General features: G+C 34.2%; 21 protein-coding genes. 11 read left to right on the plus strand and 10 right to left on the minus strand.

The window, feature by feature from the left end; genetic code table 11:
- Positions 1-4: 4 nt before the first annotated feature.
- The 4 genes from E0W69_RS05755 to E0W69_RS05770 form a co-directional block, all read right to left on the minus strand.
- Positions 5-1,075 carry a sensor histidine kinase gene (locus E0W69_RS05755; RefSeq protein ID WP_131329078.1) on the minus strand — a complete coding sequence of 357 codons (1,071 nt, stop codon included), beginning with the start codon at positions 1,073-1,075 and terminating at the stop codon, positions 5-7.
- Between the two features lie 101 nt (positions 1,076-1,176).
- Positions 1,177-1,704: a hypothetical protein gene (locus tag E0W69_RS05760; RefSeq protein WP_131329079.1), complete on the minus strand. Its 528-nt coding sequence runs from the start codon at positions 1,702-1,704 to the stop codon at positions 1,177-1,179.
- Between the two features lie 77 nt (positions 1,705-1,781).
- The gene (gene panB / locus E0W69_RS05765) at positions 1,782-2,597 is read right to left on the minus strand and encodes a 3-methyl-2-oxobutanoate hydroxymethyltransferase (RefSeq protein ID WP_131329080.1); all 816 of its coding nucleotides are present in this window, start codon (positions 2,595-2,597) and stop codon (positions 1,782-1,784) included.
- Positions 2,598-2,607: 10 nt separating this feature from the next.
- On the minus strand, positions 2,608-5,196 hold the full coding sequence (locus tag E0W69_RS05770) for an FtsK/SpoIIIE family DNA translocase (RefSeq protein WP_131329081.1): 2,589 nt from the start codon (positions 5,194-5,196) through the stop codon (positions 2,608-2,610).
- Between the two features lie 106 nt (positions 5,197-5,302).
- On the opposite strand from E0W69_RS05770, the gene E0W69_RS05775 reads away from it, so the two are divergent.
- A complete protein-coding gene (locus tag E0W69_RS05775) occupies positions 5,303-5,827 on the plus strand; it encodes an acyl-CoA thioesterase (RefSeq protein WP_131329082.1) in 525 nt (174 codons plus the stop codon).
- Positions 5,828-5,846: 19 nt separating this feature from the next.
- On the opposite strand, the gene E0W69_RS05780 is transcribed toward E0W69_RS05775, so the two are convergent.
- Positions 5,847-6,782 (minus strand): LysR family transcriptional regulator, encoded by a 936-nt coding sequence (locus tag E0W69_RS05780; RefSeq protein WP_131329083.1) that lies wholly within the window; start codon positions 6,780-6,782, stop codon positions 5,847-5,849.
- Between the two features lie 154 nt (positions 6,783-6,936).
- Between E0W69_RS05780 and E0W69_RS05785 the strand changes: the two genes are divergently transcribed.
- From E0W69_RS05785 to E0W69_RS05815, 7 genes are all read left to right on the plus strand, one after another.
- Positions 6,937-7,542 (plus strand): NAD(P)H-dependent oxidoreductase, encoded by a 606-nt coding sequence (locus E0W69_RS05785; RefSeq protein WP_131329084.1) that lies wholly within the window; start codon positions 6,937-6,939, stop codon positions 7,540-7,542.
- A gap of 2 nt (positions 7,543-7,544) precedes the next feature.
- The gene (locus tag E0W69_RS05790; protein WP_131329085.1) at positions 7,545-8,300 is read left to right on the plus strand and encodes a type 1 glutamine amidotransferase domain-containing protein; all 756 of its coding nucleotides are present in this window, start codon (positions 7,545-7,547) and stop codon (positions 8,298-8,300) included.
- A gap of 10 nt (positions 8,301-8,310) precedes the next feature.
- Positions 8,311-8,832, plus strand: a complete 522-nt coding sequence (locus E0W69_RS05795; RefSeq protein ID WP_131329086.1) for an SRPBCC family protein — start codon at positions 8,311-8,313, stop codon at positions 8,830-8,832.
- 235 nt (positions 8,833-9,067) lie between these two features.
- Positions 9,068-10,975, plus strand: coding sequence for a molecular chaperone DnaK (dnaK, locus tag E0W69_RS05800; protein WP_131329087.1), 1,908 nt, complete (start codon positions 9,068-9,070; stop codon positions 10,973-10,975).
- A gap of 87 nt (positions 10,976-11,062) precedes the next feature.
- Complete coding sequence (locus tag E0W69_RS05805) at positions 11,063-11,584, plus strand: TlpA family protein disulfide reductase (protein WP_131329088.1); 522 nt, start codon at positions 11,063-11,065, stop codon at positions 11,582-11,584.
- A gap of 91 nt (positions 11,585-11,675) precedes the next feature.
- The gene (locus E0W69_RS05810) at positions 11,676-12,041 is read left to right on the plus strand and encodes a diacylglycerol kinase family protein (protein ID WP_131329089.1); all 366 of its coding nucleotides are present in this window, start codon (positions 11,676-11,678) and stop codon (positions 12,039-12,041) included.
- Positions 12,042-12,081: 40 nt separating this feature from the next.
- Positions 12,082-12,678 carry a porin family protein gene (locus E0W69_RS05815; protein ID WP_131329090.1) on the plus strand — a complete coding sequence of 199 codons (597 nt, stop codon included), beginning with the start codon at positions 12,082-12,084 and terminating at the stop codon, positions 12,676-12,678.
- Positions 12,679-12,742: 64 nt separating this feature from the next.
- On the opposite strand, the gene E0W69_RS05820 is transcribed toward E0W69_RS05815, so the two are convergent.
- The 4 genes from E0W69_RS05820 to E0W69_RS05835 all read right to left on the minus strand — a co-directional run bounded on the left by E0W69_RS05820 (position 12,743) and on the right by E0W69_RS05835 (position 15,464).
- Positions 12,743-13,945 (minus strand): hypothetical protein, encoded by a 1,203-nt coding sequence (locus E0W69_RS05820; protein ID WP_225321410.1) that lies wholly within the window; start codon positions 13,943-13,945, stop codon positions 12,743-12,745.
- A 48-nt stretch (positions 13,946-13,993) separates the two neighbouring features.
- Positions 13,994-14,227 carry a CcmD family protein gene (locus E0W69_RS05825; RefSeq protein WP_131329092.1) on the minus strand — a complete coding sequence of 78 codons (234 nt, stop codon included), beginning with the start codon at positions 14,225-14,227 and terminating at the stop codon, positions 13,994-13,996.
- Positions 14,228-14,254: 27 nt separating this feature from the next.
- Positions 14,255-14,947 (minus strand): cytochrome c biogenesis protein CcsA, encoded by a 693-nt coding sequence (gene ccsA / locus E0W69_RS05830; RefSeq protein WP_131329093.1) that lies wholly within the window; start codon positions 14,945-14,947, stop codon positions 14,255-14,257.
- A gap of 79 nt (positions 14,948-15,026) precedes the next feature.
- Complete coding sequence (locus tag E0W69_RS05835) at positions 15,027-15,464, minus strand: type I restriction enzyme HsdR N-terminal domain-containing protein (RefSeq protein WP_131329094.1); 438 nt, start codon at positions 15,462-15,464, stop codon at positions 15,027-15,029.
- Positions 15,465-15,563: 99 nt separating this feature from the next.
- On the opposite strand from E0W69_RS05835, the gene E0W69_RS05840 reads away from it, so the two are divergent.
- Positions 15,564-16,334, plus strand: coding sequence for an AMP nucleosidase (locus E0W69_RS05840; RefSeq protein WP_131329095.1), 771 nt, complete (start codon positions 15,564-15,566; stop codon positions 16,332-16,334).
- A gap of 73 nt (positions 16,335-16,407) precedes the next feature.
- Here the strand turns inward: E0W69_RS05840 and E0W69_RS05845 are convergent, their stop codons facing one another.
- Positions 16,408-17,838, minus strand: a complete 1,431-nt coding sequence (locus tag E0W69_RS05845; protein WP_131329096.1) for a sugar MFS transporter — start codon at positions 17,836-17,838, stop codon at positions 16,408-16,410.
- A gap of 215 nt (positions 17,839-18,053) precedes the next feature.
- Between E0W69_RS05845 and E0W69_RS05850 the strand changes: the two genes are divergently transcribed.
- Together E0W69_RS05850 and E0W69_RS05855 are read left to right on the plus strand one after the other, a co-directional pair.
- Complete coding sequence (locus tag E0W69_RS05850) at positions 18,054-18,851, plus strand: NAD(P)-binding domain-containing protein (RefSeq protein ID WP_131329097.1); 798 nt, start codon at positions 18,054-18,056, stop codon at positions 18,849-18,851.
- Positions 18,852-19,058: 207 nt separating this feature from the next.
- Positions 19,059-19,361, plus strand: coding sequence for an HU family DNA-binding protein (locus tag E0W69_RS05855; protein WP_131329098.1), 303 nt, complete (start codon positions 19,059-19,061; stop codon positions 19,359-19,361).
- Positions 19,362-19,385: the final 24 nt, after the last annotated feature.

The following is a 19,385-nucleotide window of genomic DNA, read 5'->3' on the forward strand; positions in this document are numbered from 1 at the left end:
CAAATTAAGATCCAATCGGAAAATTCAATTTCACATCAAACACATTGTTTTCATTGACAATGTCTAGGTTATAAATATCTCCGTATAATAAATTTAATCTTCGTTTTACGTTTTCAATTCCCGTACCTGTACTTTCTGTAAGCCCAACCGTACCGTGAATATTATTGATACATTCAAATATCAGACGACCGTCTTTTACACTTATAGTAACGGTAATCTGCGTTTCATGGTGTGCGCTAATGCCATATTTGAATGCATTTTCAATAAAGGAAATGAATAACAAAGGCGGTATCGTGATGAACTCAACATTACCATTCACTTCAAAATGGATCTTAACATTATCATTGAGACGCATCTGTTGTAAGGATATATAACTTTGGATAAATTCTACTTCTTCTGTGAGGCGTACTTTATCATTTCTAGACTCTTCCAACGTGTAACGCATAATGCGCGATAATTTCAATACCGAATCAGATGTATTTGGATTATTTGTTACTGCAAGTGTATAAATACTATTTAGGGTATTAAAAAGGAAATGTGGATTGATCTGAGATTTAAGTAAGCTCAATTCGGTTTCTAATTGTTGTTGCGTAATTTGTTCTTTCACTTTTTCCGCATCAAACCAACGTGAAACGATATTAGATATACTGCTACCTATCCATGATAATAGGAATAACGTGATCGGGCCAGAACTAAAAAAGAAAAAGTATTTAGGTAAATGCTTACGGTTATCGTTATCATGTTTATGCTCGGCAATATATTTCTTTGTTTCTGGAGAAAAAACAGATATTTGGTTAAATAGATATAGAAATAAAAAGAAAGCGGCTAAGGTAATCAGTACATACAACCATATTTTCTTTTTAGCTAAAAGATTGGAAATTAAATAATAGCCATTCAAAAAATAATATATCAATAGAAATGATACCGAAAATGTATACCAATAAATAAATCTTAAGCTATGAAATGGGCTAAAATCCCTATTATATGGAAAGAATAAAAATGGCAATAAAATGATTGCCAACCATATCAGAAGATTGAATATTAACTGTGCCGATATTTTCTTTCCTAAGTCCATATATTCGAAAATATACAATCTAGAAAATTATGCATTTATTTTTCGGTAAATAGTATATTTTTTTAGGATAAAATGATAATAGATTGTGAATGTGTCTAATTCTATTGTTTTCGGAAATCTTTTAATAACTCATTGCTAGTAATTAATAACTGCTTAGCGCCTGTATTTGATGCAAGTTTTGTTCTTTCAGCAGTTTCAGAAGATTTGGGTTCTAGTACGATGTAATTGAGTAATTGCCCCTTAGAAAAATACCAACTTACATTCATCTTCATTTTACCATTTTCAGTAAAATACTCCTCTACTTTTATTAATGAGTTATGATCGTAATAAAAGATATTTTCACCAACCGTATGTAATGTATCGTTTGCTTTTAAGTTTAAGATATTGGCATAATTTACATGCTTTATCAAGTCCTTACCTTTAAAGTAGGTGGAAAGAATTCTTTGCATATTGGTATTCAATCCGAGTATGTTTTGGCTTAACGAGTCTCTTTTTAAGAAATAATCAGAACTATTAATTTTGGAAACGATTGAATCAATATCCATAGTTTTTCCCGATTCTTGTGCATCGCATTTTACAAGTATAACTAAGCAAAATAAAGTGTAGATCGATTTTAATAGTTTTTTCATCTTTAGGCAGTTAACCTTGGTTGAAATATTTTAATTCGATTGCTTTTGCCTAATAGCGGATTAATAAGAACACTAAGCTAATACGACTCCTCATTATTTGGAAAATTTCCATCTTTCACATCTTGCGAATAAGATTGAACGGCGGTAGTTACTTGTTCGCTTAGATTACTATATTTCCTTACAAATTTTGGTAGAAATGCGGTATTCAATCCCAACATATCTTGCATAACCAACACTTGACCATCGCAATCATTTCCAGCACCAATTCCTATCGTAGGAATGGAAAGAGATTTTGAAACTTCTTCCGCTAAAGATGCGGGTACTTTTTCCAATACAATGGCAAATGCACCTGCTTTTTCCAAAGTCAATGCATCTGATTTTAATTTGTCCGCTTCTGCAGTTTCTTTCGCACGCAAACCATAACCACCAAATTGATTTACGGATTGAGGTGTCAAACCCAAATGCCCCATTATAGGAATACCTGCGGCTACCAACATTTTCACTTTTTCAGCGATTTCAATTCCGCCTTCGAGTTTTAATGCTTCAACGCCAGATTGTTTCATCATTTTTACAGCTGATTCAAATGCTGCATCTTTACTTCCTTGATATGATCCAAAAGGTAAATCCGCTACAACCAAAGCTCTTTTTACCGCTCTTTTTACGGAAGCTGCGTGATAAATCATTTCATCCAAACTAATAGGCAACGTTGTTTCGTAACCCGCCATAACATTGGCCGCGCTATCTCCTACTAAAATCACATCCAAATTTGCCTGATCAAAAATTTGTGCAAATGTGTAATCGTAAGCGGTCAGCATGGCAATTTTTTCCCCTTTTGCTTTCCAACTTTGAATAAGAGGTACAGTAATTTTCTTTATTTCTTTATGAGAAGACATGATTTCTTATTTATGGCAAATTATCTAATAATACCTGCAATTCGGCTTCTGTTTTCATTAATACTTCTCGTGCTTTACTACCCAAATTAGGACCGACAACACCAGCCATTTCCAATTGATCCATTAGACGACCTGCACGATTATATCCCAATTTTAAACGACGTTGAATTAAGGAGGTACTTCCCATTTGATTAGCAACGATCAATTTCGCTGCATCTTCAAACAAACTATCACGATCCGTTAAGTCGTTATTGTCTTTACTTTCTAATTCTTTTTCATCAATATATTCTGGTAGTAAAAATGCGTCTGGATAACCACGTTGATCGCCGATATATTCGCAAACACTATCTACTTCTGGGGTATCTACGAACGCACATTGTAAACGTGTAATTTCCCCATTATAACTTACCAACATATCTCCTTTACCAATCAATTGTTCTGCGCCACCTGCATCCAAAATCGTACGACTATCGATTTTAGAAGATACTTTGAATGCAATACGTGCAGGGAAATTGGCTTTGATCGTACCTGTAATAATATTTACAGATGGTCTTTGCGTGGCGATAATCAAGTGAATACCTACGGCACGCGCCAACTGAGCCAAGCGCGCAATGGGCATTTCGACTTCTTTACCTGCGGTCATGATCAAATCCGCAAACTCATCAATTACCAAAACAATAAATGGTAAAAACTGATGTCCTTTTAATGGATTTAGTTTTCTATGGACAAATTTTTCATTGTACTCTTTGATATTTCTACAACCTGCTTCTTTGAGCAAATCGTAGCGATTATCCATTTCTATACAGAGTGCATTCAAAGTTGCAATTACCTTTTTTGTATCTGTTATAATCGCTTCTTCTTCGCCTGGCAATTTAGCAAGGAAATGCTTTTCAATGACGCGATACAAGCTTAATTCTACCTTTTTCGGATCAACTAAGACAAATTTTAATTGAGATGGATGCTTTTTGTATAAAAGAGAAACTAGGATTGCATTTACTCCGACTGATTTACCTTGTCCAGTAGCGCCCGCCATCAACAAGTGCGGCATGGTAGCCAAATCAACAATGAAATTTTCGTTATTGATTTTTTTACCCAAAGCAATTGGTAAGGAGAATTTATTATTTTGAAATTTTTCCGACCCTATCAAGCTTTTCATACTTACGATAGACTTATTCACGTTTGGCACTTCTATACCAATCGTCCCCTTTCCAGGAATCGGCGCAATGATACGAATACCCAATGCTGCCAAGCTCAACGCAATATCATCTTCCAAATTTTTGATCTTGCTAATACGCACACCTGGCGCAGGAACAATTTCATACAAAGTTACTGTTGGTCCGACAGTAGCTGAAATACGTTGAATTGAAATGTCATAATTTTTCAACGTAGTGATAATCTGATTTTTATTGTCTTCTAACTCTTGCGGATCGTGGATTGTTTTATCCGAACCGTGTGCCTCCAACATTTCTACAGTTGGATATTGATAATCACGTAGATCTAAAGTCGGTTCGTAATCACCCAAAGCTTCCACTTCCGCTTGTGTTGGTTCGGGATTGACGATAATTGATGACGGCACTTCATTTGGATCTTCTTCTGGTAATGTTGGTTGAATATCTAAAACTAAATCATTGGCATTTTTTGCTGCTAAATTTACAGGATTTGCTTTTGGACTATTTGTTTCAATCGGAATTGCAAAAGGTTCGTCGTCTTCAATATCCTCTTCTTCAATTGGCTCTTCGTCCAAATCGACCAATTCCAATTGTTCATCTGGTTCGGTTGATGGCGGCACGATCCAATCATCCTCCGATTTAGATTCTGTCGTATTTTTTAATGTATTGCCCGTTGCTATAATCAATTTAGCACCATCTTCTTTCTTCTCTTTTTCTGAGGTGGACGTAGATTTTTCTGTTTGCTTTTCGTCTAAAATTTCCTCTTTATCATCCTCTTTCATGGAATTAGAAATTCCTTTTTTCAATTTTGCAAATGAAAATTTCGGATTGAATCTCCAGATGATATAGCAGAAAAATGTTGCAAATAAAATACAACCAGTACCGAAATTGCCCAACCATTTGGCAAACCATTGATAGATTATATTTCCAATAGAGCCGCCAAAACTAAATCCGGAAAAAGACTGTGTAACGTATGCAAATGTGACACTCAATACCAATAAACCAACAAGTACATATTTTAAATTACGCGCTAGACGAAATACTTTTTTTCCAAATAATAAATTGACTCCAAAAACAAAGAAAAATGTACAAAGTAAATAAGACGCAATGCCAAATCCGTTATAAATGAATGCGTAGCCAACATAGGCACCCAACACGCCAAACATATTGGCGACTTTGATATCCGTGGTACTAAATATTTTTGCACCAAACTGCTGCACTTTGTCTTGATCTTCCTGCCAAGAAAATATATAAGAAGTAAATGAAACAAATAAAAATACACAGATCATTAGACTCAATACTCCAATAAATTTGGAAGTTCTTTCATCTCTAACAACCTCATTTACAGTAACTTCTGGCGTTTTATCTGCCATTAATTTTGTAGATGGATCAGTACTAATTTTACTTTTCTTTTTTAATGTATTAGCCATAATTTGAATGCGACAAACCTACAATATTATTTTATTCAACAACATGAAATTACAAAATCATATAAATTTACTAAATTGACCACCTAAATAAGTGAATATTAATTAAATGGAAACTGTAGATTTTAAAACACCTTCGCAAAGTTTGGTTATAATGAACGAATTAGTTTTACCCAATGATACTAATTATTTTGGTAATTTAATGGGTGGACGATTGATGTATTGGATGGATGTTGCATCAGGAATTGCTTCTGGAAAACATACCAATTTGCCGGGAATGACTGTCAGTGTGGATAATCTCAGTTTTAAATATCCGATCAAATTAGGTAATAATGTACATCTGGAAGCCAAGGCAACGCGTGCATTCAACACTTCATTAGAGATTCACATCAAAGTATGGGGCGAGGATTTATTACAACAAACAAAGTATTTAAGCAATGAAGCTTATTTTACATTTGTCGCCTTAGATGAACATCGACGTCCCAAAAAAATCCCAGCAATTCAACCAGAAACGGACGAAGAAATAGAACAATATAATGGTGCACTTCGTCGTCGTCAATTACGTCTTTTGCAAGCCGGAAAATTAAATATTGAAGATGCGAAAGAGTTATTAGAATTATTCAAAACAAAATAATTAGGATATAATTTCTAAACTACCCAACCGCAAGTGTATGTGGGAATGATGTTGCTTGCTCTTTAAATTCACTTCTCAATCGTTCTTCCAACCAAATGATTTGTTTGGCGGCAACGGGATTTTTTCTTTTGCCAAAATGCATCACGTTGACCACTGGTTTGTAGCCTTCCCAAATTATTCGGATGTCTCCATTTTGAACTGCTTCTTTGCACAAAAAATCTGGAATGACCGCTAAACCTTTTCCTAATGAAAGACAACGAATGATTGAAAACTTATTGGGAACGATAAAATTGGGAACAAAATCTGGCCTTGTATTAAAATTAGCTTCCCAAAATTGTTTTAGATGATTGACATCCGTAGCCGTATTATACCACAATTGACCTGTTAACCAATGCATTACATCATCTTTATTAGAAAGATTCAACGTATTCCATTCCGTCAAATCCGTATCACGCCCCGCTACCAATACCATTTGTTCTTGTGTAAATGGTTCGTATACTGTATTTGTATTAAATTGAGGTCGCGTAGTCAATATAAAATCTAATGTGCCATTTTCGAGCCATTCAATCAATTTTTCATTTTCACCAAACTGCATGATGAGATTGAAATCAATTTCTGGAATATATTTTTCCAAATTTTGTTGAAAGGATTCGACGCACATTCCCACACTGACCGTTGGTCGATCTTTACCTGATTTTTTTCGAAATCTAGATTCAATATCTTCCAATGTCTCCAATGAATTTTGCAATTGTTCATATAATAAATGTCCTCTTTCCGTTGGAATCATTTTGCGTCCTGTTCTTTCAAATAATGGATAGCCTGTATATGCTTCCAATGCATTGAGATGCAAACCGACGCCAGGTTGGGATACAAATAATTGCTTTGCTGCACCGCTCATCGTTTCTGTTTCGTATATCGCTTTAAAGGTTCTAAACCATTCAAAATTTGTCTGCATAACCTATAATTATAATATTATGAAATCAAAATTACTACAATTATATTTTCTATTTTAAGTATTGATATAATTATTATTATAGCAAAGTATAATTTATATTATTTTAATTATACAAAATGACATTTTACTTTTGTGTCATCAAAATAAGAAAATCATGCAAAAAGTTTTAATTATTGACGGCGGTAAAAAATTTGGACATTCTGGTGGACGATTAAATCATACAATTAAAGAATGGGATTTGTCTTTTTTTACACCAGAAAATGGATTTGACGTAAAAACGACCAATATTGAAGATGGTTATGTGATATCTGATGAAATAGAGAAATGGGTATGGGCAGATATAATTGTTTACCATTTTGCGATTTGGTGGATGTATTTGCCTTTTCCTGTGAAGGAATATTTGGATCGTGTATTGACAGCTGGTCATCGTAAAGGAATGTATTATAGTGATGGACGTAAATCTGAAAATCCAACGAGGAATTATGGTACTGGCGGTTCTATGGAAGGTCGTCAATATATGGTAACGACTACTTGGAATGCGCCGGAAGATGCATTTAGACTGCCAGACGAGTTTTTCAAAGAAAGAAGCGTAGACGATGGCGTTTTATTTCCTTTTCACAGAATGAATGCATTTTTGAGTTTGAAACCATTGGAAAGTTTCCATTTTCATGATGTGGAGAAAAATTTCACGGATGAAAAACTTGAAAAATTTCATACAGAATACTTAAACCATTTGAATAAAACATTTTTAAATAAATAGTTATGAAAATTTGGAGCAAATTAGCATTCATCGGAATTAGCTTATTTTTCACCTATTCCCTTGCAAATGCCCAACGCAAAAATGGTAAAAAGAAAATTCTTTTTGTCGTGACGAGTCATGGAGAGAAAGGTAATACGGGAGAAAAAACAGGGTATTTTCTGGGTGAAGTTGCCCATCCATGGAAGGTCTTGACAGATGCCGGTTACGATATTGATTTTGTAAGTCCAAAAGGTGGCGACGCGCCTGTGGATGGTTTTAATTTGAAAGATTCAGTGAATAATGAATTTTGGAACAATAAAAAATATCATTACAAAATCACGCATACTTTAAAGCCAAGTGAAATCAATCCTAGCAAATATTCCGCTATTTATTATGCCGGCGGACATGGCGCTATGTGGGATTTGCCCAATGACACTGCTTTGGCAAGAATTGCCGCAACTATATATCAAAATAACGGAATTGTAGCTGCGGATTGTCACGGCCCAGCAGGTTTGGTGAATATCAAATTAGCGGATGGTTCTTATTTGGTAAACGGTAAAAAAATCAATGGTTTTACCGATGAAGAAGAGAAAATTGTTGGTTTGACTAATGTGGTCCCTTTCTTATTGGAAGATAGATTGAAAGAACGTGGCGGTATTTACGAAAAATCTGCACCTTGGCAGATTCATGTTACCGAAGATCAAAGAGTAATCACGGGTCAGAATCCACAATCTGCAGCATCGGTTGGTGAGGCAATAAAGAATGCTTTGAAAAAATAAATATGGTAATATGTTAAACGAAATAAATTGGCCAAATGAATACTTACCAGGAACCACAGATAACTTTTGCTCTAATGAATTGATTGTAAAAGATCTGTCAGCAGAAGAAGTTTGGAAATATTTGAATAATACAACGGCTTGGCCGCAATACTATAAGAATGCTTCGGATATTGAATTTCTTGATTCTAATGAAGGTTCAGAATTGTTTGAAAATGCTCGTTTTCGATTTAAAACCTTTGGCTTTCCAATTGAAGCTGAAATTACAGAATATCAAACGCCAACAGATAAAAATCCTGGAAGAATTTCTTGGCATGGTTGGGCTGAGGGTAATGAAGAAACTCGTTTGGATGTGATTCACGCTTGGTTGATTGAAAATCTTTCGGAAAATCGGGTGCGTATTTTAACTCAAGAATCACAAATTGGCAAACCTGCAAAAGATCTTGCCGTTACCAAACCGAATCCCATGATTAATGGTCATCAAGATTGGTTGGATGGAATGGTTGATTATGCTAAAAGAAAAGTGAAGATTTAAATAAATTTGCATAATAGTTAGCTGGTAAATTTTACCAGCTTTTTTTGTGTATCTAATTCTGAAAAAATGTCGTTTCGTCTTATAAATCAATGAGTTTCTGACAAATTGTTTTCCTTTTTTATACTGACAAATTGTTGCGCTGACATTTTTTCAGTCAATTTGACACCTACACCAAATGGCACAATGATTGAACATAGAGCAGCATTATTCAACAATTAAAATATTAAATATAGATATGGGCAAAATAATAGGAATCGACTTAGGTACAACTAATAGTTGCGTAGCCGTAATGGAAGGTAACGAACCAGTTGTTATCGCAAATGATGAAGGTCGTCGTACGACACCATCCATCGTTGCATTTTTGAAAAATGGAGAACGTAAAGTAGGTGATCCTGCAAAACGTCAAGCAATTACTAATCCGCAAAACACGATCATGAGTGTTAAGCGTTTTATGGGACGTCGTTATGATGAAGTTGCTAACGAAGTAAGCCATTGGGCATACAAAGTTGTAAAAGGCGAAAATGATACAGTACGTATCGACATCGACGGTCGTCTTTATACTCCACAAGAAATCTCTGCTATGACACTTCAAAAAATGAAGAAAACAGCAGAAGATTATTTGGGACAAGAAGTAACAGAAGCTGTCATCACAGTGCCTGCTTACTTTAATGATGCAGAACGTCAAGCGACCAAAGAAGCGGGTGAAATCGCTGGTTTGAATGTACGTCGTATCGTAAACGAACCTACAGCTGCAGCGTTGGCTTATGGTTTGGATAAAAAAGATAAAGAACAAAAAATCGCTGTATTTGACTTAGGTGGTGGTACTTTTGATATTTCCGTTTTGGATTTAGGAGATGGTGTATTTGAAGTTAAATCTACAAATGGTGACACGCACTTAGGAGGAGATGATTTTGATAGAGTTATCATGGATTGGTTAGCTGATGAATTCAAAACTGAAGAAAACATTGACTTACGCAAAGATCCAATGGCATTACAACGTTTGAAAGATGCAGCTGAAAAAGCAAAAATTGAATTATCTTCTTCTAACGAAACAGAAATCAATTTGCCTTATATCACTGCAGTTGACGGTGTGCCTAAGCATTTAGTTAAAAAATTAACTCGTGCTAAATTTGAAAGTTTAGCAGATAGTTTGTTTGATAGATGTTTGAAACCTTGTGAAGCTGCATTAAAAGATGCGGGTTACAGCCCTTCTGAAATCGACGAAGTAATCTTGGTAGGTGGTTCTACTCGTATCCCTAAAGTACAAGAAATCGTAGAAAAATTCTTCGGTAAAAAACCACACAAAGGTGTTAATCCTGATGAAGTTGTAGCAATTGGTGCTGCTATTCAAGGTGCGGTATTAACTGGTGAAGTTAAAGATGTATTGTTGTTAGATGTTACTCCTTTGTCTTTGGGTATTGAAACTATGGGCGGTGTAATGACTAAAATGATCGATGCAAATACAACGATCCCAACTAAGAAATCTCAAGTTTACTCTACCGCTTCTGATAATCAACCAGGTGTTCAGATCCACGTATTACAAGGTGAACGTGAATTTGCAAAGGATAACAAGAGCTTAGGTATGTTCAATTTGGAAAACATTCCACCAGCTCCAAGAGGTGTACCTCAAATCGAAGTTACTTTTGATATTGATGCCAATGGTATCTTGAACGTAAGTGCAAAAGATAAAGGAACTGGTAAAGAACAAAAAATCCGTATCGAAGCTGGTAGCGGCTTAAGCAAAGAAGAAATCGAAAAGATGAAAAACGATGCTAAAGCAAATGAAGCTGCAGATAAAGCAGAACGTGAAAAAGTAGACAAATTAAATCAAGCAGACGGTTTGATCTTCCAAACTGAAAAGCAATTGAAAGAATTTGGTGACAAAGTTGCTGCTGATAAAAAAGCGCCAATTGAAGCTGCTTTAGCTAAATTGAAAGCTGCACATGAATCTAAAAATATTGCTGATGTAGATGCTGCGACTGAAGAGTTGAATCAAGCATGGACAGCTGCAAGTGAAGAAATGTACAAAGCGCAAGCTGAAGCTGGTGCACAACCAGGTGCTGATGCAGGAGCACAACAAACTTCAAACGAACAAGCTGGTGGCGATAACGTTACTGACGCTGAGTTTGAAGAAGTTAAATAAGGATTCCCTTTATTTAGAACATAAATATAGGAAGGTCGTAAACGAAAGTTTGCGACCTTTTTTATAACTTTAAATAAATAAATCTTTATGAAAAAACTATTTGCCACATTGGCAATATTGCTATTCACATCGAGTTTGGTACTTGCACAATCTGATGAAGAAAAAGCAACGATATTAAAAGTGGGTGACAATCTACCCTCCTTTAATTTTGAATTGACGAAGGGTAAAATAAATAATATAAGCGATTATAAAGGGAAACTAATTCTGATTAATCTATTTGCTACTTGGTGTCCTCCATGCAATGAGGAATTGCCCGTTATGCAAAAAGATATTTGGGATAAATATAAGGATAATAAGAATTTTGCATTGTTTGTATTTGGAAGAGAAGAAGGTTGGGAAAAGCTTAATAATTTCAAAGTTCAGAAAGGGTTTACATTCCCTATTTTACCAGATGTAGATCGTTCCATTTTTAGCAAATTTGCGAAGTCATTTATTCCACGTAATTTTCTAATTGATGAGAATGGGAAAATTATTTATGAATCTGTTGGATATTCTCCAGATGAATTCAAAAAATTAGAAGATGTAATTGCAGCTCATTTGAATAAATAGAACCACCTATTTTATTAGGTAAATAACAAAAGGTCGTAAGCGAAAGTTTGCAACCTTTTTGTTTATCTTTCTACACTAAAAAACTACGCAATTGGAAAAACAACCATTCTCTATTAGAAATAGGATTAAAAGTTTTGGATATGCATTTGAAGGATTGCAGCAATTTTTTAAATCAGAACACAACGCGCGAGTGCATTTGGTTGCGGCAATTATTGCGATTCTTTTGGGTATTTATTTACATATATCCAAATTGGAATGGCTGATACTTATTTTGACTATTGCAATTGTTCTAATGGCAGAAATGTTCAATACTTGTATTGAACTAATTGCCGATCATATTACAAAGGAAAGACATCCTCACATTAAACTGATTAAGGATATTGCGGCTGGGGGCGTTTTGATTACTGCCATTGCAGCATTTATCATAGGTTGTATTATTTTTTTGCCTAAACTATAAGAGATATTCATTTACATTTAGGTATATCAATCAATTTAAAATGCCTAACTTAAAGTTATCGTCGATTCTTTTACTTTTCACTTTTGCTAGTATAAAATCAAATGCCCAGAAAAATGTCCATTGGGGTGTATTTGGTGGAGTCAATTTTGCTAGTATTTCAGGAAGTGCACCATTTACATTCCAAAAAGATTCTAAGAGTAATACAACCTATCATTTTGGGATATCGTCAGAAATTTACCTGAAAAATAACTTTTATCTGCAACCCGAATTATATCATTCTGTCGCAGGCTTCAAATCTAAAACAGGTGATCAATTCAGATTTTACTATTTCAATTTGCCAATTTTATTAAAATATAAAATTTCTCATACAGGACTTGGCGTATTTGCAGGGCCGCAATATGGACTTTTGACATCTGCTATCGACAGAATTGAACCAATGGGAACAAGTGTAGATATTAAGGAAAACTATCGAAAAAACGATTTTTCTGGATTATTTGGAGTAGAATATTATACAAAATTTGGATTGGGAATTTCAGCCCAATATCAATTGGGTTTTACGAATATTTATAAAACTGCATATTCCTCAGACGCTGCGAGAAATCGAGTCTTTACCATCTCTATTGGTTATCGATTTTAATGTGTAAAAATAAAACGGGCTGCAAAAATTTGCAACCCGTTTTTTGTATCGTTTGCCGTTACGATTATATTTTATACATTTTATTGGCGGAGTTGATATAATCCATTGGGTCAAATGTCTTGTCAAAAGACTCTTGTAAATCTTTCAATTTAAATTGTAGGTCTTTGATCTTGCTTCCAAGCTGTGGATCATTTTGGTATTTGTCAAATAATTCTTTGTATTTCACGATATTTTGACTGATACGCAAAGTAATTTGTCCAAATCTTAATCGCAAATTCTGTACATCGCCCATCTGTACAAAAGTGCTTTGCTTCCAATCTTTGGGATTGTTTTGACGCTCATCTGCCACACATTTGGCTGCTTTATCTCGTAAATTTGTCAAATATTGATAACGCATTTCTGCATCATTTTCTGCACTGAAATCTCTTTGGAAAGCGACTTTATCTACTCCGACCATTTTGAGATTGGTCGTGAGCGTTTTGTCATATTTAGTTTGAAGTTCTTGTAATTCTTTGGCGATAGATTCCCACTCATGTTCAATTTGATCTTTGTCATAATCAAATTGGCTGATTTTCATCGTAAGCGTAAGCATTTGTTCGCTTTGCGCTTTCAAGTCTTTTTCCTTTTTTCCCATATTGTCAATATAGGAATTCATGCCTGTAAACAAGGCTGTTGTAATCGGTCCTGTGATAGGAACTCCTTTTGTAAAACCGTTAGCAAATCCAATCAGATTACTTGTGACAGATAATAAAGGACTTTTTGATTTTTCTGCTTGTAAGTAGTCCGAAAAACCTTTGTACCATTTGGTATAGCCATCATAGTTCATCGGATTCCCAGCATCACTTAAGGAACTAAAAAAAGTTTTCGTAGAATTAAATAAAACCAATGGTTTGATCTCTCGGTCCATCGAAACAAGATTGACAAACGCAGATTGGTAATTGGCTTGTAATAGATTAAGTTCCGTCTGATCAATGGTTTTTTGTTTGTCCTCAATCGCTTGAACGCGTAAAATTAATTTTTCTGACTTTTCCTTAGAATCTTTGGTATCCAAAATAGATTTATCCAAATAAGAAACGCGCGCATCCAATTTTTCAACTGTAGAATCCAACATTCTGGTGCGTGATTCAAAGCCAGATTGAATTTCACTTAAGACTTTTGTACGAATATTTTTATCGTTAATAGAGTCAGCAGCAATCGTGTTGGTTTGGCTTTTTGCATGATTTATTGTGGTAAGCAATAGAAATGCAGGTAAAATTATTTTTTTCATTTGCATTAGATTTTGCTAGAAAAAGCCAAATATGTGATGTGTTTCTGTTTATTTGCCTTTTTCTAAATCTTCTAAACGCGATAATTTTTTATCCAAACTAAATAGGTAAATGAATAATCCTAAAATTATCACGACAACAACAGCCATAACAACAAATATTTTGCCATTACTATTCATAAAATCTGTTTTTTCTCCACTTGCACTCGCTGCAGCTTGCGCAAAAAGAGAACTAAAGGTGATAAATGAACATAAAATAGCGAGAATTATCTTTTGAAATTTCATATAAATAAGAATATAAATATTTTAAAATTATTGGTTTTCTAAGGCTCTATCTTCTACTTTATTCAATAAAAGTTTGTAACGAACCCGCAAAGTCGCAATCCAAATTCCGACTAGAGACCAACCTATAAATGCAGGAATCATCACGGTTTTCATCGCTGCGGTTGTATCATCAGGATTCAATCCAGGATTACCTTCACTTCCTTGACCGCCTGGATGCAAACTTTCCGTCAATCTTGGTAAAATCCAAATTGTAGGGAAAAGCATACAATAAGCGAAAATATTGTAGACCGCTCCGATTTTTGCCTTTTTTTCGTCATCTGTAATTGCGCCACGTAACACAAAATAAGCGAAGTAAATAAGTAAAGCTATAGTTGCTCCATTTTGCTTAGGATCACTTGACCATGCAGCGCCCCATTGATATTTCGCCCAAATCATGCCAGTACCTAAACCTAAAACCGCAAATACACAACCCGTTCTAGCAAATTCTAAAGAATATATGTCTGCATCTGCTTTACCATCTTTTAAATATTTTACTGCATGCACCACGGAAAATGTAAACAAGATCATCATACAGATCCACATAGGAACATGGAAAAATAAATTACGGATAGATTGTTGCAAACGTCCATCCAACTTAGGAACGGCAACTAAAAAGCCCATCGTACCTACATAGAGTAAAATAAGAAAGGTGATAATTTTCCACCAAATTTGTCGCATCATAAGAATCTATTTGCCTATTTGAAAACTGCACGCAAATGTACTATTATTCCCTTATTTAATTTGCTTGTAACCTTCGATATTAAGATTGCCAAACCGGAAATTGGTTTAATTCAATAAATTCATTTTCATTTCTTTGCCATAGAAATGTTTCTTTTCCATTCGTAATGCATATAAATGGAACATCTACGGTCATATTGTATCGTAGTGCCTGCATCAAAACCTCTTCATCCAATTTGACATTCGACTCTTTACACTCCACCAAAAGCCAAGGATTGATGTCCCTATACACCAAAATATCGCAACGCTTTTTTAATTCGCCGACCATAATTTCTTTTTCAATAGCAATCAAACTCAAAGGATATTCTAATTTTCTGACGAGAAAATAAAGAAAATGCTGTCTTACCCATTCTTCCGGAGTTAATACTACCCACTTTTTTCTGAAATTGTCAAATACCAATCTTTTTTCGTCTTTATACGAAAATTCTAGCTGAACCTTAGGAAAATCTACCTCTACCAATGCAAATAATTAAATTGTTATAATCTCAAAAATATGCTTAAACGAAGTGGTTAAATCATTAAATTTGAGTAATTTATCGAAATAAACGAAGCGCAAGTTATGAAGACAAAAGAAGAAATCGTAAAAAATTGGCTACCAAGATATACAGGAGAGAAACTTAAAAATTTTGGAGAGTATATTTTGATCACTAATTTTAGCAATTACGTACACAAATTTGCAGAAATGCACGACGTAGAAGTGAAAGGAATTGATCGTCCATTTCAATGCGCTACTGCGGGCGATATATCCATCATCAATTATGGTATGGGTAGTCCTGGGGCGGCTACTGTAATGGATTTGCTTTCTGCGATCAAACCTAAGGCGGTTGTTTTTTTGGGTAAATGTGGTGGACTTAAAAAGAAAAATAATATCGGAGATTTGATTTTACCGATTGCGGCTATTCGTGGCGAAGGAACATCTAATGATTATTTTCCTACAGAAGTTCCTGCTTTACCAGCATTCCAATTACAAAAGGCAATTTCTACTACTATTCGTGATTATAAGGTCGATTACTGGACAGGAACTGTTTATACGATGAATCGCCGCGTGTGGGAGCATGATGAGAATTTTAAAGCTTATTTGCAAAAAATACGCGCGTATGCAATTGATATGGAAACGGCGACGATTTTTTCTGTTGGTTTTTATAATAAGATTCCAACGGGCGCCCTATTACTTGTAAGTGATCAACCTATGATTCCTGAAGGGGTAAAAACAGAAGCGAGTGACAAAAAAGTCACATCCAAATATGTAGATACGCATTTGAAAATTGGTATTGATTCTTTGAAACAATTAATCAATAATGGTTTGACTGTAAAGCATTTGCAATTTTAAGAGAAAGATTCATTAAAATAAAAAAGAGCATTGATTGGTTTCAATGCTCTTTTTTATATTGTTGTATAAAACTTTATCCTATTTTTCTTTTATTACAAACCATTCCAAAAAATGCAATATAAACATAACACAAAACAGGAATGATATAAGAAACCTTCAAATTATACGTATCTGCAATCCAACCTTGCAAGAGTGGTAGAATTGCACCTCCTAAGATGGCCATAACCAATAAAGAAGATCCTTGGCTTGTATATTTACCCAAACCAGAAACCCCCAAAGTATAAATATTGGAAAACATAATGGAATTAAACAATCCTATTCCTAATAATAAGTGTACAGACAAGGCTCCAGGTACCATTAGACCAATGGCCACTAAGGCAATATTTACGATAGCAAATAGAGATAATGAAAATGATGCACTTGACTTTCCAATTAAAAATCCAATGATATTTACGCCCATCATTAAGGCGAAGAAAGACATTTGTTCAAATTGTAATTTGGAAATATAGAAAAGCAAAACAAATATGCCACCGCAGATAAGTATCATATAGATCAATCTTTTTACAAGATTGATGGTGCCATTAAAAGCAAATGTAGCCATAAATCGTCCAGCCATTGCTCCACCCCAATACAAAGCCAGAAATCCTTTCGCCGCATCCTCATTCATATTCAATGTATGCTCAATATAAGAAATCATCAAACTTCCTATACCTACTTCAGCTCCGACATAAAAGAAAATGCCTAAGACGCCCAATTTTAAATTCCAAAATTTCAAAGCCCCCATGGAGTCATTTGGCTCACTTGTTTCCGTTACGTCGTTATTTTGGTTAAATTCGGGTAATTTGACTTTTGAAATAACCAAAGCTACTATAACTAAGATTGCAGCAAATACAATATACGGAATTTTGGTAGCTTGATCAGATAAAGTTCCATCAGCGTTTTTATATATAGAAAATATAACGTGACCGCCAATGACAGGTGCCAATGTCGTACCTAGCGAATTAAATGCTTGTGTCATATTTAATCTACTAGAAGCCGTTTCCGGGGCGCCTAATAAGGTTACATACGCATTCGCTGTAATTTGTAAAACTGTGAAACCTAAACCTAAAACGAAAAGTGCTATTAAAAAAACACCATACAATTTAGTTGCTGATGCAGGGATGAAAAGCAAACAGCCTATTGCTGATAACATAATTCCAAAAATAATTCCTTTCTTATATCCGACTTTGTTGATAGGGTCACCTTTAAATTTTGAAATTAGAAAATAAACTAATGATCCTATAAAATATGCACCAAAAAATGCTAACTGAACTAACATTGATTGAGTGTAAGAAAGGGTAAAAAGTTTTTTTAAATAAGGAATTAATATATCATTCATACAGGTGATAAATCCCCACATGAAAAATAACAAGGTTAGTGTGATAAGAGGTACGATGTTAGTTTTTTGATTTGTAGATACGGAACTTGTACTAGCTATACTACTTGTAGGATTAAAACTTGCCATTTACGAATTTTAAAATTTTACTATCGCCGAAAGTAGGATAATCTTTTTAAAAAAAGATAGAAAGTAATAACAAATGTTCATTTGCTCATCTGGCATTAACAATTGGACAAAGTTTAAAGGTTTAAACATTTTGTCAGACAAAATAATATTATGATTTTAGAAAATATAAACCCCAAAATTTACAACTAAATTTGTTCATCAAATGTTATGCATAAATGAATAAAATCGGAATTATTGGAGCTGGAAATATTGGATTAACTTTAGCCAAATTGCTTTTGAAGTATCAAATAGTTGATAAGGAACATTTAAAAATTAGTTTTAAAGGGAATTCTGAGACTTATGCGCGATTGAAAAAAAATAGATTGGATACTTTAATCGTACCCAATGAAACCCTTATATCAGATGCAGATATAATTTTTCTAACAATTAAGCCTAAGGATTATAATGCATTTAGAGAAGATAGTGCCATAAGTAAAATATCAGAAGAAAAAATATTTATCTCCACTGTAGCGGGGCACCCAATATCTCAATTAAGAAAGGAATTACATGTAGAAAATATTTATAATGTGATGCCAAGTGGTCCTGAAACATTATTAGATCAAAAGGGTATTTGTGCATTGTATCCAGTAAATGCATCTGTTCAAACTTTGATGCAAGCATTAAAAATAAAGGTTTTCTCTGTGGATTCTGAAAAAGCATTTTATTTATTTACAACGGCATTATGTCTGCCTGCAGCTTTTTTATATATGAATGAGTATCCCAATTTTGAAGAGGAAACTGTATTTATAGATGTATATAAGAAATGGATCCCTCATTTTGCAGAAGTCTATCAGTGGGCAAAAAAAGCAACACCACTTGATCTGAATGATTTGGATAAGCATGCAATTATTAAAAATATGTCTACGGTAGGTGGAGTGACAGAAAATTTAGTTAATCATTTAAAAAATGGTGATACATTTTCATTAGGATTTTCTAAAGCATTGGAATACTGTGAATTTTTAGCAAAAAAATAAGGCCATGTTGATATTTGAAACATGTTTAGAGCCCTTATGTTTTGTGATGTTATTGTCTAGAGATATTCATTTTTAAGGGGTTACAGCCTGTTTTGGGGACACATATCAACATTTTAGTCACATTTTTACTAAAATTGATATAGTTGTTTATACAAACTATTTGTTATTTGACAATTTTAAATACATTTACTTTAAAATCTTATAATTATGAATAAAACAGAATTAATCGAGGCACTAGCTTCCAAAGCTGGAACAAGCAAAGTGGCAGCCGCTACCTTATTGGATGCTTTTACTGCAACAGTTTCTGATACTTTGAAAAAAGAAGAACCTGTAGTAATATTAGGATTTGGTACTTTTTCAGTTTCTGCTCGTTCTGCTAGAACTGGTCGTAATCCTCAAACTGGTGAACCTTTGAAAATTAAGGCGACTAAAGTTGCAAAATTCAAAGCTGGTACTAAGCTTGCTGAATCCGTGAAAAAAGCGAAGAAAAAAGCTGCTCCTAAAAAATAGTTTTTTCCTAGGATTAAATTGATT

This window comes from Rhizosphaericola mali, from assembly GCF_004337365.2.
GTDB lineage: Bacteria > Bacteroidota > Bacteroidia > Chitinophagales > Chitinophagaceae > Rhizosphaericola > Rhizosphaericola mali.

Excerpts from the sequence above, each read along its gene's own strand:
- E0W69_RS05755 (WP_131329078.1), bottom strand. The coding sequence starts at position 1,075 with ATGGACTTAGGAAAGAAAATATCGGCACAGTTAATATTCAATCTTCTG.
- E0W69_RS05760 (WP_131329079.1), bottom strand. The coding sequence starts at position 1,704 with ATGAAAAAACTATTAAAATCGATCTACACTTTATTTTGCTTAGTTATA.
- panB (WP_131329080.1), bottom strand. The coding sequence starts at position 2,597 with ATGTCTTCTCATAAAGAAATAAAGAAAATTACTGTACCTCTTATTCAA.
- E0W69_RS05770 (WP_131329081.1), bottom strand. The coding sequence starts at position 5,196 with ATGGCTAATACATTAAAAAAGAAAAGTAAAATTAGTACTGATCCATCT.
- E0W69_RS05775 (WP_131329082.1), top strand. The coding sequence starts at position 5,303 with ATGGAAACTGTAGATTTTAAAACACCTTCGCAAAGTTTGGTTATAATG.
- E0W69_RS05780 (WP_131329083.1), bottom strand. The coding sequence starts at position 6,782 with ATGCAGACAAATTTTGAATGGTTTAGAACCTTTAAAGCGATATACGAA.
- E0W69_RS05785 (WP_131329084.1), top strand. The coding sequence starts at position 6,937 with ATGCAAAAAGTTTTAATTATTGACGGCGGTAAAAAATTTGGACATTCT.
- E0W69_RS05790 (WP_131329085.1), top strand. The coding sequence starts at position 7,545 with ATGAAAATTTGGAGCAAATTAGCATTCATCGGAATTAGCTTATTTTTC.
- E0W69_RS05795 (WP_131329086.1), top strand. The coding sequence starts at position 8,311 with ATGTTAAACGAAATAAATTGGCCAAATGAATACTTACCAGGAACCACA.
- dnaK (WP_131329087.1), top strand. The coding sequence starts at position 9,068 with ATGGGCAAAATAATAGGAATCGACTTAGGTACAACTAATAGTTGCGTA.
- E0W69_RS05805 (WP_131329088.1), top strand. The coding sequence starts at position 11,063 with ATGAAAAAACTATTTGCCACATTGGCAATATTGCTATTCACATCGAGT.
- E0W69_RS05815 (WP_131329090.1), top strand. The coding sequence starts at position 12,082 with ATGCCTAACTTAAAGTTATCGTCGATTCTTTTACTTTTCACTTTTGCT.
- E0W69_RS05820 (WP_225321410.1), bottom strand. The coding sequence starts at position 13,945 with ATGAAAAAAATAATTTTACCTGCATTTCTATTGCTTACCACAATAAAT.
- E0W69_RS05825 (WP_131329092.1), bottom strand. The coding sequence starts at position 14,227 with ATGAAATTTCAAAAGATAATTCTCGCTATTTTATGTTCATTTATCACC.
- ccsA (WP_131329093.1), bottom strand. The coding sequence starts at position 14,947 with ATGATGCGACAAATTTGGTGGAAAATTATCACCTTTCTTATTTTACTC.
- E0W69_RS05840 (WP_131329095.1), top strand. The coding sequence starts at position 15,564 with ATGAAGACAAAAGAAGAAATCGTAAAAAATTGGCTACCAAGATATACA.
- E0W69_RS05845 (WP_131329096.1), bottom strand. The coding sequence starts at position 17,838 with ATGGCAAGTTTTAATCCTACAAGTAGTATAGCTAGTACAAGTTCCGTA.
- E0W69_RS05850 (WP_131329097.1), top strand. The coding sequence starts at position 18,054 with ATGAATAAAATCGGAATTATTGGAGCTGGAAATATTGGATTAACTTTA.
- E0W69_RS05855 (WP_131329098.1), top strand. The coding sequence starts at position 19,059 with ATGAATAAAACAGAATTAATCGAGGCACTAGCTTCCAAAGCTGGAACA.